The organism is Haliscomenobacter sp. (assembly GCF_033763495.1).
Lineage (GTDB): Bacteria > Bacteroidota > Bacteroidia > Chitinophagales > Saprospiraceae > Haliscomenobacter.
The window spans coordinates 1-17,102 of sequence record NZ_JANRKL010000167.1 but is presented as its reverse complement, the minus strand read 5'-3'; the positions used below and the strand labels follow the sequence as shown (position 1 = coordinate 17,102).

Sequence of the window (17,102 nt, the reverse complement as noted above, 5' to 3'; positions counted from 1 at the left end):
ACTCTGACTATCATTGATTTACACTTAGGAAAATACACAATTGCTATCCAATGAAGCATTATTTTTACTTATGGGTGCTGTTTTGCCTTTCTTTCATTTCCAGCAGGCTGGCAGCACAATCTCCCGAAAACTGTGGTGATGGTACCAAAATCGCTTTGGCTGGTGGTGGTACTGAAGCTTTTACTTGCGCTAGTGACGGTAAGCCTGACCGGCTTGTTTTTAAAACGGGCACCTTTTATTTGCCCTATGTCCTGTTGGTTACCGATGAACAGGACAAAATTCTGGACATTTCTCCAGTGCCCAACATCGACTTTGAAAAATATGGCCCCGGCAATTACCGGGTTTGGGCCTTGTACTACAAGGGGCAACTTCTGGCCCGGCCCGGAATGAATGCCAAAACCGATAGTTTGGCCAATTACTGCTTTGGCCTCACAGATGATTTTGTGCGGGTAGTGCATTTTATTCCAGATGGTGGGGTACTCTCCTTTAGCAATAGTGAATCACCCCATTATATTTGTGCCAATGAAAACACGGATGAGGTGTTGCGCTTAAAACCTGGCAGTAATAGCCCGGTGTACCGGTATATTCTGGCCGACTCCAAAAACAAGGTCATTGAAGTGTTTACTGAACCCAGCATTTCCCTGAAAAGTTTGCCGCTGGGTGTTTTCCGTGTTTTTGGTTTGTCTTATGGTGGCAATTTGAATCCTTCCGTTGGCGAAGATGTGCTCAGTTTTGTATTTTCCAATAGTTGTTTTGATTTGTCTGACAATTACCTCTCTGTCATCAAAACCAACCCTGACGGCGGCCAGGTGACTCTGCCTGATGGTGCAACCCATACCTTCGTCTGTGGCAATTTGCCCGATATATCCAGCCGAGACCTAAAAACAAGCACCGAATCTCCGGCCTTATATACCTACCTGTTGACCGATGCTCAAAATATCATTCTGCAGCTACTACCCAGTGCTAAAGTAGACTTTAAAGGTCTGCCTACGGGGGAATACCGAATTTGGGGTTTGAGTTATATTGGAAAATTGACCGCAGAAATTGGCCAACCTGCCAGCGGCAAGCTAAGCACGGCATGTTCGGATTTGTCTGAAAATTTCATACGTGCTACTGTTTACTTGTTAGATGCCGGGAAAATTAGCCTGATCGGGAACGATACCACCAGTACGGTTTGTATCAATGATCCTGCCGCCACTTTCCGCACTTTTGGATTGACCAGCAATAGTTCGGAAAAGCAACATTTTATCGTTACGGACCTGAACAACCGTATTTTGGCCCTATCGGCCAACCCAAGCATCAATTTCCGCAACATCAACGGTGAGTACAATCGAGTTTGGGGCGCTACTTACATAGGTACTATTCAAGCCAAAATTGGAGATGCCCTTTTTGCAGTATCCTTTGCAGATAGTTGTTATTCCATTACCGAAAAACCGGTCGAAATACGCAAGCGCAATCCCGACGGTGGTCTCTTGCTATTAAGTGACGGCAGCACCGCTCAATTGTTGTGCTTTACATCAGGAGTACCCCAAACCAAAATCATCTCCAGCACAGGCACGGGTGGCGACAACTACGTTTACCTCATCACCGACCGCCAAAACAACGTCATCAGCCTTTTCCCGAACAATGGACTATACAATCTGGCTGACCTACCTGCAGGAGAGTACCGGGTTTATGGTTTGTCCTACACGGGTAAAATCTCTTTTTCGGCAGGTTCCAATATTCGTACAGCGCGGTTTTCGGATCAGTGCTTCGATTTTTCACAAAACTTCATCACGTTTACCAAGTTCATCAACGATGGGGGGCGCATCCAATTTGCTGATGGGGGTACCCGTAAGGTATTGTGTGGAGTAAGCAAAGACAGCAGTTTGATGATTTCAACCTCTACGCTGCTTGTTCAAAACTACGTCTACCTGCTTACCGATACCTTCAACCGCATCATCTCCATTTCCACCAGCAATCAGGTACGCATGTTGGGCGAACAGGAAGGCTATTTCCGCATTTGGGGCCTTGGTTTTTCTGGCGAATTGTTGGCAAAGGAAGGCGACCGTTTAAACTCAACTGAACTCAGTAGTCAATGCTGGGACTTGTCCGATACTTTTGTACAAGTGATCAAGCGCACCGTAGCTGCCGAGGCCTTAAGCCTAAGCAACCCCAGTAATGCATTGATTTGTTTTGGTCAAAACGCACCGGAAAGCATTGGGGTGCAAATTACGCCAGCATTTAAAGGAGATCGTTTTGCGCTGATTATCACCGATACTTTGCAGCGCATTGTCGCCATTAGTGATGGGCAAAGTTTCCGCCCCTCTAAGAGTTTTCCGATGAATTTCCGGGTTTATGGAGTGGCATATACAGGTAAATTGAGTGCAACTGTAGGCAACACCATTGCCAGTATCAGCAGTGATGAATGTTTTGACCTCAGTGACAATTTCCTACGCTTCCGCTGGAATGAAGTGGACGGAGGACAGGTTTCCCTGAGTACCGGAGCCACTTCCCGCCTGGTTTGTATCGATGCAACGGCCGATCAGATGTCCTTCCGCACCACAGGTACAGCAAGCACTTCTACCTACCGCTATCTGTTGACCGACGACGAGAATCGCCTTTTATTGGTATTGTTGGGCAGTAGCATCGACCTCAATGCAGGCCAACCCGGTAAATGCCGTATTTGGGGCCTTTCTTACTCCGGTAGCCTTTTGCTCAAAGCTGGCGATGTAGTTACGGGCATGAATGCTTCCGATGCCTGTTTTGATTTGTCGGACAATTTTATCGCCATCACCAAAGAACAAGTTAAAGGAGGAGTGGTGGCCTTCAGTACTGGCAGCTCACCCAGATTTGTCTGTCGGGAAGGCAAACCCGATACTCTGCGCTGGACACGCAGGGATGCACTTGGTAGTCAACTCGTTTATCTGGTCACCGACGCCTTGGGCAACATCTTGCGTGTTACCAATCAGACCAGTTTGATTTTTGATGAAATCCCCCGAGATACCGCACGCATTTACAGCATGGCTTATACGGGTACCCTTACCGCAGCCGTTGGTCAAAACATAAATCGGAGCGCTTTGTCTGATGCCTGCTTCAACCTTTCCAATGCCATTACTGCCATTAAAACCAACTTACAAGGGGGACTGGTGCGATTGAGCAATGGTCGAACCGAAAACCTGCAATGTCCTTCAATGGGGGCTAGCTCTACTCTGCGCTTTCAGCGGGTAGGTAGTTTGGGAGATAAATTTGTATACCTCGTCACCAACGATGCCAATAAAATCATAGCTGCTACTTCCCAGGACAGTTTCAATTTTGGCAACCTTCCTGGTGGCACTTACCGGGTTTGGGGCTTGGCATATGGCGGGCAATTGTTGGCCAAAGCTGGGCAAGACATCTTCACCGACCTTTTAGCAGACGATTGTTCAGGGCTATCCTTCAATTCCATCACTGTCAATCGCCAAATCCCATTGGGTGGGCAGCTTAGCCTTTTGGGTGGAGGAGCCAAAGCCTACGTTTGCGCCAGCAATCGCCAAAAAGATACCATCGAGTGGCGACTTCAGGGCAATCAAGAAGGAGCTATCGCCTATTTAATTACCGATACCACCAATACCATTCGAGCCATTACTATGGAGACTGCAACTTCCCTGGATTCATTGCCCACCGGGAATTACCGCATTTGGGCCTTGGTATTCAACGGTAATCTGCTGGCAATGATTGGTCAAAAAGTTGATCAGGTGGAACTGGCTTCTTCCTGCTTTTCCATGTCGAGCAACTATCTGGAAATCGCTAAAATTACACCCGAAGCAGGCCGTATTGAAGCTAGTGGTGTGGGTAACAACATTTGCTCTGGCGACGGTACAGCCGATGTGGCTACGATCACCCGCACAGGTGCCAACAATTCACTACAATTGCTTTTGGTAACCGACGACCAGGATCGCCTCATTTCTATATTACCGGATACCAACAAAATTGACTTTGAACAATTGAGTGGTTCAAGAATCCGGGTTTATGGCCTGGCTTATACTGGTAATATAGTTATTAAAACGGGCTCCTCAGTACGCGACTCTGTCATTACCGACGATTGTTATGACCTCAGTGACAATTTTGTATCGGTACAAAAATCCTTCGTGGATGGTGCCCGAGTTTCTACTACTGCCCAAGGGGACTCCATCTACATTTGTTCAAATGATGGGATTGCCGACCCCTATACCTTCAGCAACAATTCAACGGCTACGGATGTGGGTTATCGTTACGTCCTCACGAATTCCAGCAATTTGGTATTGAGCATCATCACTGGCAATAGCCTGAACCTGGACATCCGAGGCTTGCGCGATTTCCGCATTTACGGGGTTTCTTTCTCGGGGAACTTTACGCTAAGCACCAACCGGGTCCTACAAAACACCCCAATCTCGGATGGTTGCTACAATATTTCCGACAACTTCCTCTCTGTTTTTTTGGATACGCCCGATGGAGGCCGCATCAGTGCCAGCAATGATTCCACTAATCTGCGTTTCTGTCCAGGTAAAGATGGGATGACCCTGCGGATGAAAACCACCAGCCGATCCAGGGCTGGGTTTGTCTACATCCTGACCAGTCCGGACACTTTGATCCGGCAGATTGTACGTGGAGATCGTATCGATTTGAGCACTGAGCCCATTGGAAATTATTTGGTTTTTGGTCTTTCTTATACTGGTCTGACCAAGTTCAAGTTGGGGCAAAAACTGAATCTGAAAGACACCCTGGCCACCAGCTGTTACGATTTGGCTGACAATGTCGTTCGCGTCTTCCGCGGCGGAGAAGTAGATGGTGGCAGAATCAGTACTCAGGACGGTACCAGCACCTACTTCGTTTGCCCTGGTGATGGATTGCCAGATGCCATTCCGGTTTTCCCGCCAGATGTGTTGGTAGGTGATGATTACCGGATTGTCATTACCGATGATCGAAACCGGGTTTTATTCCCGGATATTGAATCCATATTGATTGATTTCGAACGCTCACCAGCGGGTACTTACCGGGTTTGGGGGGTTGCCCATACAGGTGATTTCAGGGTGCAATTTGGACAAGACCTACTCAATTCTGCCCTCAGTACAGATTGTTACGACTTGTCGGAAAACTTTATTACTGTGGTGGTTCAAGTGCCTGTGGGCGGAACCATCAGCACGTCAAACGGGGTGACCGAATTGAGCATTACCCGTGGCGACAACAAAGCTGATGTGGTTCGTTTTGTGCGCAAAGACGCAGCTCCACTGCCACCGTACCGCTTCATCCTAACGGATGCTCAAAACATGATCCACAGTATTTTGCCTGCGGATAGCCTCAATTTTGACACATTACCAGCGGGTACCTTCAGAGTGTGGGGGCTTTCACACAGTGGTCTTTTACTGGCCAAAGCTGGTGACAATCTGGATTCAGTAGCTCTGGCAGACAACTGTTTTGATCTGTCCGACAATTTTGTTCGGCTCACTCTCGGTAATGCTTTGGGTGCACCAACAGATCCCGAATTGCAGGCGAATGGGCCTTTGAAGCAAGCTACCGTTCAACCTGATTTGCAGGTATACCTTTACCCCAATCCAAGTCAATTCGACTTGAATATTCAGTTTGAGAACCACAGTACCAATGCTTCTCGGGCAAGAGTACGGATTTTGCATCCAACTGGTGCGGTAATCCGGCAACAGAATTTGGATGTGGTTTCTGGTAAAAACCAAACCTCGTTTAATGTGCTGGAAATGCCAGTAGGATGGTATTTGTTGGAAGTGGAGTTGAATGGGGCAAGGGCAATTCAGAAGTGGGTGAAGCAGGAGTAAGAACTGGAAATTAAGAATGGTAAAAAGCAGAAGGGTTGGGAAGCGGTTGCGTGTCTACAGCCCTTCTGCTTTTATGAAACTGAGGCCTTTTACCCAGGAAGAAACTTAAGATTAGCCCTCTTACCAATTATTGCTGATTTACATGGCCATGGGCCGCATTCCACACTATCTCACAGGGAATGAAGCGGGGAATTCAGCTAAGTGGGTCTGGTCAAATTCAATTTTCCGCCAAATTCAACCAAAAACCTACCCGATTCTACCGCTTACCTATTCGGGGTCGCCCGGCCTTTTTTTACAGCTTAGCTTTGTATCAGAATCAAATACCTCTATGGAACCAACTATTACCACTCTCGAAAACAAGCAACAACTCAATTCCTGTATCCTACTGGGAGAAGGATCATTGCCTGTATACTGCATGCAGGTGCTTCAGGAGCAAGGTTGTGTTATCCAAGCAGTAGTTTCAACTGAAAAGCAACTCTTGCAAGCTGCGGCTCAGCATCAAATTCCTTGTTTTGCTGCGCCAGGTTTGGTACCAGATCTTGAAGTGGAATTCATTTTTAGCATCAACAATCCATATATTCTCAAGCCTGAATTTATCCGAATGGCTACGCGCATGGCTATCAATTACCATGATTCTCCATTGCCAAAGTATGCCGGCTTGTACGCTACCAATCAAGCCATTTTGCATGGAGAAACCTCACATGGCATTAGTTGGCATGAATTGACTACCACCATTGATGGAGGAGCTATTTTGGCCTCAAAAACCATAGAAATAGCCCCTGATGACACGGCGTACGCACTCAATATTAAATGTTATGAGGCGGCCATGGAGGCATTCCGGGAGGAACTACCCGGGTGGTTGAGCAATACATTTGAGAAGCTGCCTCAGGCTGATCATGGAGGGTCTTATTATGGTCAAGCTGATCGCCCTTTTCATTTGGGTGTGATCAATTGGGCTGAATCTCCCGCTAGCACGCAACAATTGATCCGCGCTAGTTCGATGGAATCGCATTTGGAAAACCCCTTTTTGATGGCTTCCTTCGTCAAAGGCGAACAAGTTTATTACCTCAAAGAAGCTTACACCGCGCCTGCTACCTCCAGTACAAGGCCAGGTTTGGTCAGGCAAATGGGAGACTATACCACTGTTGACCTGGATGGGGGGGTGTTGGTTATCGAAAAAATAGTTGCTGCTGACGGCCACGAACCTTCCGTTCAAGAGGTGCTGAAGCGTGGCGAGCAACTGGTATTGCCCGCTACACCATGGTTTGAGACAGCCAATGGAATTTTTCAAAAAACAGCCAAATACGAGAATTTCTGGAAAAATGAACTGGAAAATGCAGAGCTGGCGGAATGGACCAAGCATCAGCTAGGTGATAAATTGGCTGACTACAAGGGATTGATCAATGGGAGCGCTGAACTATTGCCTGCCATTGTCGCTTTCCTACAACGCATTACGGGCAAAGTAAAAACCACCTTTGCCTACGTTCCGGCAGGAATACCTACGGATCAACATTTGTTTTCAAAATGGGTGCCTTTTACCACCGAGTTGGAGGTCAACGACAGCATCGAAAATGCCTTGGGCCGGATTGCAAAAAAAATCAAAAGAGTACAAAACGCCATTACTTATCGTTCAGATCTGATGTTGCGGTACCCAACTTTGGCCAATGTGAGCGGAAAACAGCCACAGATATACATCGCCGAAGCGGGTGCTGATGTTTCGTTTGTACCTGATGGCGTGCTGCTTGTACAGTTGAGCCCTGAAGGAGCCTCCATCAAAGGGCTGAGTGCGGAGGTATTCCAAGCCCTGGAATGGTTCGTTCAATCAGCGGCGAAAAACCAGGGGGCTGCATGGACAACACTGCCTTTGATGTCGGCTGAAAGCGAGCAAGCCTGGCTCGATGTACTCAATCAGCCCACCCACTCCCTGCCTCAAACTTCTTTGGATCCACTTTTTCGAATTTTTGAAGTGGCTAAAATGTACCCGCAGCATACGGCCATCGTTGATCGAGGCCAAAAAATTTCTTACCAACAACTGAGCCGCGATGTACAAATTACGGCAGCCTGGTTGAACGCACAAGGCATTGGTGAAGGTCATATTTTGATGGTCGAAGTAGCACGTACTTATGACTATTTCAAAGCTTTTTTGGCGAGCCTTTTTGTAGGTGCTACCGTTGTGCCGCTGGATTTTAAATTGCCAGAAGAGCGGATCAAGCTGATCTGCAGCAGAGCCAAGCCCAATGCCATAGTATTCATTACTGAGCGCGACTTTCCGTTTGAAGATTTGAATGTATTGCGCATTCAACATGTAAAAACCGTTGAACAAACCCCAGAATTGAAGCCATACCCTGATGCCGGTGCTTATATTCTGTTCACCAGTGGTTCTAGCGGCTTACCCAAAGGAGTGGGTATCAGCCGCAAGTCGCTGACAACTTTTGTAGATGCCGCTCTGGGGCTGTACAACATGAGCGCTCAGGACAAGGTCATTCAATTCGCTCATCTGGCTTTTGATACTTCTATTGAGGAAACATTTATGGCCTTGTGCTCTGGAGCAGCTTTGTACCTGCGCGAGGAGTCCTGGTTGCTTCCAGATGAGTTGGCGAAAGTAATCGTTGAGGAAGGCATCACCGTATTGGACTTACCAACTGCTTATTGGCGGCAATGGCTCATGAGCAATGCCTATTCTTTGGCCAATGCTTCCCCATCATTGCGCCTGACGATTATTGGTGGCGAAGCCATGTACAAAGAAGATTGGACTACCTGGAGCGAATCCAATCCGGGGCATCGCTTGATCAATAGCTACGGGCCAACGGAATGTACCGTAATTGCTTTGGCTGAAGAGATCAAAACTTCCAAAAAACCAGCCGACCGGATTGCGATTGGAAAACCATTGCCTGGATATTCGATTCGAATAGTTGATCAGTGGGGATCAACACTCCCGCAAGGATTGGCGGGAATTTTACACATCATGGGAGATGCGGTGTCTTTTGGATATGTAGGGGCAGACCCTACCGACAAAGCCCATGCCTCGTTTATGAATCACTTTGATCACCAAGGACGTACCATTAGAAGCCATTCTACAGGTGACACTGTAGTAGCGGCAACTGATGGTACCGTCTATTACCTCGGTCGCTTTGACCGCCAGGTGAAAATCCGTGGGTTTCGGATTGGACTGGATGAAATCAGTAGTCAGATCAAAGGTGTTGAAGGCGTATCTGACGCGGTAGTACAAGTTGTTCAGGCGCCCAACGGGACGCCCAGCCTGGCTGCCTTTGTTTTGGCTGAAAACGCTGAATGCAATTCAAGCACAATTCGTGAAAAACTGAGTACTCAAGTGCCCGACTACATGGTGCCTGAAACCATCCTGATGATCGCCGAAATTCCACTGACCTCGAATGGTAAAGTAGATGCCCGAAAATTGGAAAGTTTACTGGCGCAAACCAGAACAAACCGGGTGGAAGTGCTTCTATTGCCAGAAGGCCCGGTTGAGAGCTATTTGCATGAGCTTTGGTGCAAATTGTTCAAAAGAGACAACATCAGTGTAGAAGATGATTTTTTTGAATTGGGAGGGCATTCGCTATTGGCGGTGCAACTCGTGGCCAACCTCAAAAAGGAATTTGACATTGAATTTCCCCTTGCTTCATTGATCACGTACCCTACCATCCGAAAATTAGCAGAATTGGTGAACAGCAGAACCGTCGAGCATTTGTGGAATGTGATGGTTCCCATTAGGACGAAGGGCAGTTTAGCCCCCATTTTTTTGATTCATGGGGCTGGCCTGAATGTACTGATGTTTCAATCATTGGCACGCTACCTCGATCCTGACCGCCCCATCTATGCCTTGCAGGCCAGGAAGGTAGAAGCAGGGCAAGGCCAGCAATGGACCATTCCCGGCATTGCGGCCGATTACCTCCAGGAAATCAAAAAAATTCAACCCAATGGGCCTTATCATTTGTTGGGGTATTCTATTGGTGGTTTTATTGTTTTTGAAATAACCAAGCAACTGGAAGCCAATCAGGAGGAGGTAGCTTTTGCTGGTTTGGTTGACTCGTCAGCAGCTTTTGCCCAAGCATCGAAAGGATGGTCTCAACGCATGGTCGAAGCGGTGCTTACCCCTATCGCCAAGTTGACTTTTGCCGTACAAGCTTTTTTAAAGGAAGAACGGCGTGAGCGTCGGCGCTTCCTGATGCAGAAAAAGAACAACTTATTGGTGAGCCTTTATTCTACTTTGTCAAAACTCAAGTTGGTAAAACTACCTTCCGAGGAGGCTCCTAGTAATCAGGAACGAGGATCTTACACCGTGAGTGCATCCACCATCGCGTTGACCCGAGCACTCGCACAATACAAACTTGAACCTATTGCCACCCGAATTGACTTGTTTAAAGCCGAAAAAGCAAGCTTCTACATTCGCGATCGGAAGCATTACGGTTGGGATCCCTACCTTCAAAATGGAATAAACGCACATGTGGTTCCCGGGAATCACAATCACATTTTTGTGGCACCCAACGATCAGGTCTTTGCGGGAGTATTGGAGGCGCGTCTGAATGAAATTGTGTGCACAGCACTTCAAGCATCAAAACATGGAAAGCATCAAGCCCAGGTGGAAATCATTGACTACCGCTGCAATAATACACAGCAACCAGCCTTTGCTGATTTATGGCCGCCCTTACACCACGCTAACTGAGGATTTGTGGGCTTTTCTTTCGAATGCAGAACGAGCTAGTGCTCAAAAAATGCCAGCAGAAGCCCGCAACACCTGGTTATGGTGCCGCGCAACGCTGCGCAAATGTTTGGGGATAAAATTGAACACTGATCCAGCTGGAATTCAGTTTAGTTACAATGCCCAAGGCAAACCAGCACTCCAGGATCAGGGGTTGCATTTCAATGTAAGCCATACCTCAAGCTCCTTCCTCATCGGCATTGCGCAAGATCCGATCGGTGTTGACTTAGAAAGCATTCCCGAGTACATTGATGCGATTACTGCTGATTTTGTGCTGAGTGCGCCGGAAAAGCAGTATTGCAAGAACGGCGAAAACCTACCCGCTTTTGCGCAAATCTGGACCCGCAAAGAAGCTTTTTTGAAAGCCATTGGATGGGGCTTGGTCGATGATTTGACCTACATAAACGTTGACCCTTGTACGGGAAACAACAGCATTGGTCAGCGCGGTTGGGGTAGTGTTTCAATTGCGTGTCCAGGAGCGGAAATAGGAGCCTTTGTAGGAAATGGCGCAGCAAATTTGGCGTTTCTATTAGCGTGTTCCTCCACCACCTAAACAACTGGATCATATCGGACGTTTTTTGCAGCTGCATGATTTGTTTGCGCCGATTTGAGAATAAACATAAAATACTACCTTTACATAGGGCGCGCCAGTGATTCGCCCTACGTAACCAGGTAACCATGAAACATTACATCTGTCTATTGTTGGCGCTTATTTTTTGGAGCCCAGTCTCTGCCCAGCACCACCGCTGGATCGCCCCCTACGTCCCTCGAATTGATTCTCTTTTTTCCATTTACCAACAAGGCAGCAACCCGGGCCTGGCCGTTGGCATCTTGAAAGGAGGGCAGCTGATGTTTTCCAAAGGTTATGGTTTGTCCAATCTGGAGCATGGCTTACTTTTTACCCCCAACACCGTATCCGATATCGGCTCCCTGGCCAAACAAATCACTTGTTTTGCCATCGTGCTCCTAGCGCAACGCCAACAGTTAAACCTGGACGACAACATCCAGAAATACCTGCCTGAGGTGCCTGATTTTGGTCAACCTATCACCATTCGGCATCTGGTGCACCATACCAGTGGCTTGCGCGAGATTTATGGCATGTTGGAATTGGTAGGCTGGAAACAAGGAGATGCGGTACATCAAGAGGAAGCGCTGAATTTGGTAAAACACAGCCAGGAACTCAACTTCCCTCCTGGCAGCCGTTACAGTTATTGCAACACAGCCTACATGCTGTTGGCGGAAATCATTCAAAAAGCGAGTGGGAAAAAATTTGAAGACTGGATGCGCGAAGAAATTTTTCGTCCTTTGGGCATGAACGATACCTATGTAATGGATATTCAAGGAGAGTTGTTTCCTGGCACGGCCGATTCATATGCCATGAGCGACCAAAACATATGGATCAAATTGTACGACAACAGTACAGTCCTAGGCGCAGGAGGCATCTACACTACCCTACCCGATCTGGCCCGTTGGTGCAACAATTACCGCGATGGCAAAGTAGGCGGCCAGCGAGCTATTCAACAAATGTTCCAACGTGGGGTACTCAGCAATGGAGATAGCTTAAACTATGCCTTTGGCCTGGAAACACTGCCCTATCGTGGTCTACGCCGTATTCAGCATACTGGGGCCAGTGCAGGTTACAGGGCGGCCATGGTGTATTTTCCACAGCAGGACCTCGCCATTTTAGTCAAAGGTAATTTTGCCAACTTCAATAGCCAGCTTACCTGTGAACGCATTGCCGATATCCTTTTGGCGGATCGTTTTACCGAACCTGCGCCCAGTTTGGCTGTCCTGAATCGATCGGCTTCTAAAGGTCCACCCAGTCCTCCTGGCCCCTTGGAGGACTATGCCGGACAGTATTATTGCCCAGAACTGGCAACTACATATACTCTTCAAATGGAAGGAGATAGCTTGGTTGGCGTACATCGCTACAATGGCAAATTCAGCATTCAGCACGTGGATAAGGATCGTTTTAGCGGGCCATCCTTTATGAGTACCTTGCGTTTTGAACGGGATCCGAACGGGATGATCCAAGGTTTGCGAGTCTCCAACGGTCGGGTGCTCAATTTGTGGATGAAAAAACAATAAAATAGATATAAGGCTTCAAAAGCCTTCTTCAAAGCTCAATCCGCTCCCCTCCAGAATAGATGTTGAAGCCCCCCTCGCGCAAAAAGCCAACCAAGGTCAGGTTATGTGCCTCAGCCAATTCAACCGCTAAACTGGAGGGGGCGCCTACTGCCGCCATGATCGGGATGCCCGCTATGACTGCTTTTTGAACCAGTTCAAAACCAGCTCGACCGCTCACCAGGAGAATGGTGTCACTGAACGGCAAGGTTTGTTTTTGCAGCGCTGCCCCAATCACCTTGTCCACGGCATTGTGCCGACCCACATCTTCCCGCAGGTACAACAAATCCCCGCTACTTGAAAACAATCCAGCCGCGTGAATTCCTCCGGTATGGTTGAACAGAGATTGTTGCTGAAGTAAGGCTTCGGGTAATCGCAACAATGTTTGAGGGGAAATGATGGGTTGATGGGCTGGCAATAAAAAAGCAGACTGGTTTTGCACCATCTCCAAACTGGCCTTACCACATACGCCACAACTGGAGCTGGTGTAAAAATGCCGTTGCAATCTTGCTGCATCGAATTGTGCAGATGGGTGTAACTCTATCAAAATGCTGTTTTCTTGTGCTTCCGGGTTGAGTTGCACCCCTGGATAGCGCATTTGCAGGACCTCCTTCCGGCCTTGAACCAATCCCTCCGTGAATAAGAAACCGTACACCAAATCAAAATCTGCTCCGGGCGTGCGCATTGTAACGGCTAAGCTCATTAACTGGCGTTGGCCAAGGGGGCCATAAGCAAGTTGTATTTCGAGTGGCTCTTCGCTTGCCAAATAATCATTTTGGGAAGCAAAATTATGGTGACGATATTTAATGATGTTTTTTTCTCGCGTGGGTGTTTGGTACATTCTTTTCCTTTTATGAAAAAATCCACCACAGCAGCTTTCCAACCACATAAATGGACAAAAAAAGCATCAGCATCAAAGCTCCCAGGATCAAAAAAATGACCCACCACGCGCTGCCACCGTGTTTGCCTTGCGCGTAGTGCTCCTTCATCAATTGTACATTGCGGTAGTTTGCTTTGTAGCGAATGTCAAAAAGGTCACCCAGCAAGGGTACTGAACCCACTACCCCATCAAGCAGGATATTGCCCACCATTTTTACCCCTAACATACCGCTGGCCCCTTTGCGCACCAAAACAACCACCAGAACACCCGAAACCAAAAAGGTAAACACATCACCTACATAAGGAACCAAGCCAATCAGGGCATCCATTCCAAAACGAATGCGGGTGAAGGGAATCCGAAAACGGTTGTCCAAAAAATCGGCCAACTTATCCAAAAATTGTAAATCGTCCATGACTGTCGTTAAAGATAATGTACAGAGCTTATGGTCAAATCGGGCTGGATGGAAATTTCTCGGAAAGCAATGCGGTAATGATCGACTTTAAAATCCTCGGCGTTGGAATCGATCTGGAAAAAACAGGAGGGAGTAAGATGAACCAGCAGGTTTTTCCAACGCACGGTACGTTCCACATGATAATGCCCGCAAAAGATGTCGATGTTGCCCGGGTAAGCACACAGGATGTCTTGTAAGGGGTCCCGATCTTCCAGAGGATGGTTATTGTCCATAAAGGGCGTACCCACTAACATTGGCGGATGATGGATAAAGAGGATGATGTCGCCCTGCAATTGTTGAAGTTGTTGTTGCAACCACTCTAGTTGGGGCGCTTCCACTTTGTAAGTTGAAGTATCCATAAACAGAACTGGTCGTCCTCCCCAATTGCGGGCAAAATATAGGCCATCCGGTTGGTAATCCGCTTGTCGTTGAAAGGCTTCGGTTAACAATTTTGAATCATCGTGGTTACCAGCAATGACTTCATAGGGAATCTTCAATTGATCCACCCATTCTTTGACCCAGGCATAAATTTCCAGGTCTCCCTGGCTGTAACAGAGGTCGCCAGAAAGTACCAGGTAGTTTGGTCGACGCTCTTGAACTGCGGCAATGATGCGTCGAAAATTTTCTCTTACGTCTACAAAGTAAGTGTCTTCTCCTTCCTGTCCGATGTGCAGATCGGTAATTTGAATAACTCTCATAGCCTGGGTTGTGCACCTGATTTGGTCAGATGCTAGGTGTATCTACTCTGCAAAATAAAAATTTTACCGATGTAGTGGGGCAAAAATAAATGTTCATTTTTCTTGAGCCAAAGGATTAGATAAGGCACTTGAAATGGACCGTTTTCTCATCTAATCCTTTGGCAAAATGAACAATTTATTTTTTAACGCCCCGTAAATCCACCTTACGATCGTTGATGTATTGAAACAAGGCGTACAAGGAGGCTCTAGAACGGACTGGAAGCTGTTGTATTTCTGTTTTCTGCCAAGTGTCATTCAGCCAATTTTGGTACTGCTTCAAAGCCTGTGCTGAGTAATCGTCCAGGTCTTGAGACTTGACACCTTGGCTTATCTTTCCAGCCACATTTTGCATCCATTCCTCTTGCATTCCTTGTAAATCAGTAACGATCAATTGACGGCCTCTAGCATAATTGAGGGCAATTTTTCGGTGCAAACGTTCGGCTTGCCACCACAATGATTCATCCGGTTTGCTGCCAGGCTGGGGCCAATCAGGCGTAAGCAGGGTTTTTCCACCAAAAAAGAAAGGCAAATACACCGAAAGGCAGGGCATTGAGGTACCAGTCATCCATAGTGTTGGGGCACTACCATCCAGTGGCAATTCAAATACCATAGACCCTGTAGTTTGGCTGGGGTTGGTTGGTCCCGTGGAATGCATACAGACATTGCCAGTACCGCCGTGGGAAGGGTCATAGTGGTTCTCAGGCTCATCTCCATGTTGACGCAGGATTTGCATGGCGCTGAGTGCGTCCAGGGCTGGATTGTTTTGGATGGCCTGGGTAGAATAATTTCGCCGCACTTTACATTTGCTCATGCGGGTATAAAACCAATCTGAATAAGCTTTGGCAAAAGAAAAGGGAGCTCCCTTTTTACTCCAGCCCCGCATTATTGCATATTCTTCTGCATGTGAGCTGATGCGATCGTAATCTGTATCCAGGGTAAGCCCATTGGAAATGGCATAGTGCCCCTTGATTTTTTTGGCCACCCAATGTGGCCCGGCGGTTTCAAATACCCAGGCTGTATGGCGATCGGCGATCAAAAAACTATTGTGGTAAAAAAAACGGCGATTGCGGTAGCCACCACAAGCATCCTGGCCGTAGTCGGCCAAAAGTTGGATCATCAATTCAAGTGCTGCATCCGCAGAACTGCAACGTTCCAGCGCCAAACGCAGCATGTCCATCCCAGTCAATCCCTGATTTTTCTTTTGGAAACTAATCTTGGTGAATACCGCTTCATTGCCAATGACCAGGCCATGTTCGTTGGCGCCCATTTCTGCCCCCCACATCTGGAAAGGTTTCGACAAAATGACCTCATAAGTCAGTGCTGCCTGAGGGATTTCGATATACGTGCATTGGAGTTTTTTTTCAGTGGGTTCCTGGCGGGGAAACCGAACTATAGCCTGGGCTTCATTCGGTTCACGGTCAGAGTTTTTGCCAAAAATGAGCTTGCTGGAGGTTATTTTGACGAAGGTATCACACATAAAGTTGATTGTAAGGCTGGTTGAAAAAAGGAACTGAGACTATTTTTCTGGTATAATGTACATCTTTATTTATACTTGTTTGAGTTATTTTTTGTTCTGAGATGTTAGTAAATAAAATTCTTTTTTTTGTCCAAAAAAGTACAAAACGCCGTATCTTTCCAGAAGCTTTTGATGCCTTTTTGACCGATTAGATTAATCTGCTGACCGCCAATAAAAAACAAAAATGCCCGATTTTCTCCACCTCCATTGTCATACTCAATTCTCTCTTTTGGACGGTGCTTCTTCCATTACCCAAATGATGGACAAAGCCGTAAAAGACGAACAAAAGGCCGTTGCACTGACCGACCACGGCAACATGTTCGGGGCATTTAAATTTGTAGCGGAGGCCAAAAAACGCAACCTCAAACCCATTATTGGTTGTGAATTTTACCTGGTTAAAGACCGGCACCAAAAAGCTTTCTCCCGTGCCAAAGGTGAATCCGATGAGCGCTACCACCAGTTGCTTCTGGCCAAAAACGCCAAGGGATACGAAAACCTGTCCAAACTTTGTTCCCTGGGATTCATTGAAGGTTTATACGGCAAATACCCCCGTATCGACAAGGAGTTGCTGGTGCAATACCATGAAGGTTTGATCGCCAGCAGTTGTTGTATTGGGGCCGAAGTTCCCCAGTTGATCATGCACGGCAAACTAGAGGAAGCCGAAAAACAATTGCGTTGGTGGATCGACCTGTTTGGCGAAGACTACTACATCGAAATCCAGCGCCATCGCGGTTTGGAGAACATCGATGGCCTGGGCATCAGTCAGGAAGACATCAATCAAACCCTGCTGGGTTTTGCAAAAAAATACAACCTGAAAGTGATTGCCACCAACGACTCCCACTATGTGAACGAGGAGGATTGGTTGCCCCACGATATCCTGCTTTGTGTCAA

The 17,102-nt window shown here is 47.3% G+C and carries 9 protein-coding genes; 5 read left to right on the top strand and 4 right to left on the bottom strand.

From position 1 onward, the window contains the following. The first annotated feature begins 50 nt into the window (after positions 1-50). The 4 genes from SFV55_RS17790 (at position 51) to SFV55_RS17775 (ending at position 12,591) form a co-directional block, all read left to right on the top strand. On the top strand, positions 51-5,786 hold the full coding sequence (locus tag SFV55_RS17790; protein ID WP_320030883.1) for a T9SS type A sorting domain-containing protein: 5,736 nt from the start codon (positions 51-53) through the stop codon (positions 5,784-5,786). A 328-nt stretch (positions 5,787-6,114) separates the two neighbouring features. Next, positions 6,115-10,467, top strand: a complete 4,353-nt coding sequence (locus tag SFV55_RS17785) for an AMP-binding protein (protein WP_320030882.1) — start codon at positions 6,115-6,117, stop codon at positions 10,465-10,467. After that, positions 10,364-11,056 (top strand): 4'-phosphopantetheinyl transferase family protein, encoded by a 693-nt coding sequence (locus SFV55_RS17780; RefSeq protein ID WP_320030881.1) that lies wholly within the window; start codon positions 10,364-10,366, stop codon positions 11,054-11,056. The genes SFV55_RS17785 and SFV55_RS17780 overlap by 104 nt, the downstream gene beginning before the upstream one ends. A gap of 125 nt (positions 11,057-11,181) precedes the next feature. Beyond that, positions 11,182-12,591 carry a serine hydrolase domain-containing protein gene (locus SFV55_RS17775; protein WP_320030880.1) on the top strand — a complete coding sequence of 470 codons (1,410 nt, stop codon included), beginning with the start codon at positions 11,182-11,184 and terminating at the stop codon, positions 12,589-12,591. A gap of 28 nt (positions 12,592-12,619) precedes the next feature. Here the strand turns inward: SFV55_RS17775 and fdhD are convergent, their stop codons facing one another. The 4 genes from fdhD to SFV55_RS17755 form a co-directional block, all read right to left on the bottom strand. Further along, the gene (fdhD, locus tag SFV55_RS17770; protein ID WP_320030879.1) at positions 12,620-13,468 is read right to left on the bottom strand and encodes a formate dehydrogenase accessory sulfurtransferase FdhD; all 849 of its coding nucleotides are present in this window, start codon (positions 13,466-13,468) and stop codon (positions 12,620-12,622) included. Between the two features lie 10 nt (positions 13,469-13,478). Next, positions 13,479-13,919 (bottom strand): DUF4112 domain-containing protein, encoded by a 441-nt coding sequence (locus SFV55_RS17765; protein WP_320030878.1) that lies wholly within the window; start codon positions 13,917-13,919, stop codon positions 13,479-13,481. 8 nt (positions 13,920-13,927) lie between these two features. After that, positions 13,928-14,656, bottom strand: coding sequence for a metallophosphoesterase (locus SFV55_RS17760; RefSeq protein ID WP_320030877.1), 729 nt, complete (start codon positions 14,654-14,656; stop codon positions 13,928-13,930). Between the two features lie 175 nt (positions 14,657-14,831). Further along, positions 14,832-16,172: a carcinine hydrolase/isopenicillin-N N-acyltransferase family protein gene (locus SFV55_RS17755; RefSeq protein ID WP_320030876.1), complete on the bottom strand. Its 1,341-nt coding sequence runs from the start codon at positions 16,170-16,172 to the stop codon at positions 14,832-14,834. 223 nt (positions 16,173-16,395) lie between these two features. On the opposite strand from SFV55_RS17755, the gene SFV55_RS17750 reads away from it, so the two are divergent. Then, the coding region (locus SFV55_RS17750; protein WP_320030875.1) for a PHP domain-containing protein at positions 16,396-17,102 on the top strand (707 nt) is incomplete at its 3' end.

What these genes read in the sequence shown, in the direction of transcription:
- SFV55_RS17790 (WP_320030883.1), top strand. Translation starts at nt 51, where the DNA reads ATGAAGCATTATTTTTACTTATGGGTGCTGTTTTGCCTTTCTTTCATT.
- SFV55_RS17785 (WP_320030882.1), top strand. Translation starts at nt 6,115, where the DNA reads ATGGAACCAACTATTACCACTCTCGAAAACAAGCAACAACTCAATTCC.
- SFV55_RS17780 (WP_320030881.1), top strand. Translation starts at nt 10,364, where the DNA reads ATGGAAAGCATCAAGCCCAGGTGGAAATCATTGACTACCGCTGCAATA.
- SFV55_RS17775 (WP_320030880.1), top strand. Translation starts at nt 11,182, where the DNA reads ATGAAACATTACATCTGTCTATTGTTGGCGCTTATTTTTTGGAGCCCA.
- fdhD (WP_320030879.1), bottom strand. Translation starts at nt 13,468, where the DNA reads ATGTACCAAACACCCACGCGAGAAAAAAACATCATTAAATATCGTCAC.
- SFV55_RS17765 (WP_320030878.1), bottom strand. Translation starts at nt 13,919, where the DNA reads ATGGACGATTTACAATTTTTGGATAAGTTGGCCGATTTTTTGGACAAC.
- SFV55_RS17760 (WP_320030877.1), bottom strand. Translation starts at nt 14,656, where the DNA reads ATGAGAGTTATTCAAATTACCGATCTGCACATCGGACAGGAAGGAGAA.
- SFV55_RS17755 (WP_320030876.1), bottom strand. Translation starts at nt 16,172, where the DNA reads ATGTGTGATACCTTCGTCAAAATAACCTCCAGCAAGCTCATTTTTGGC.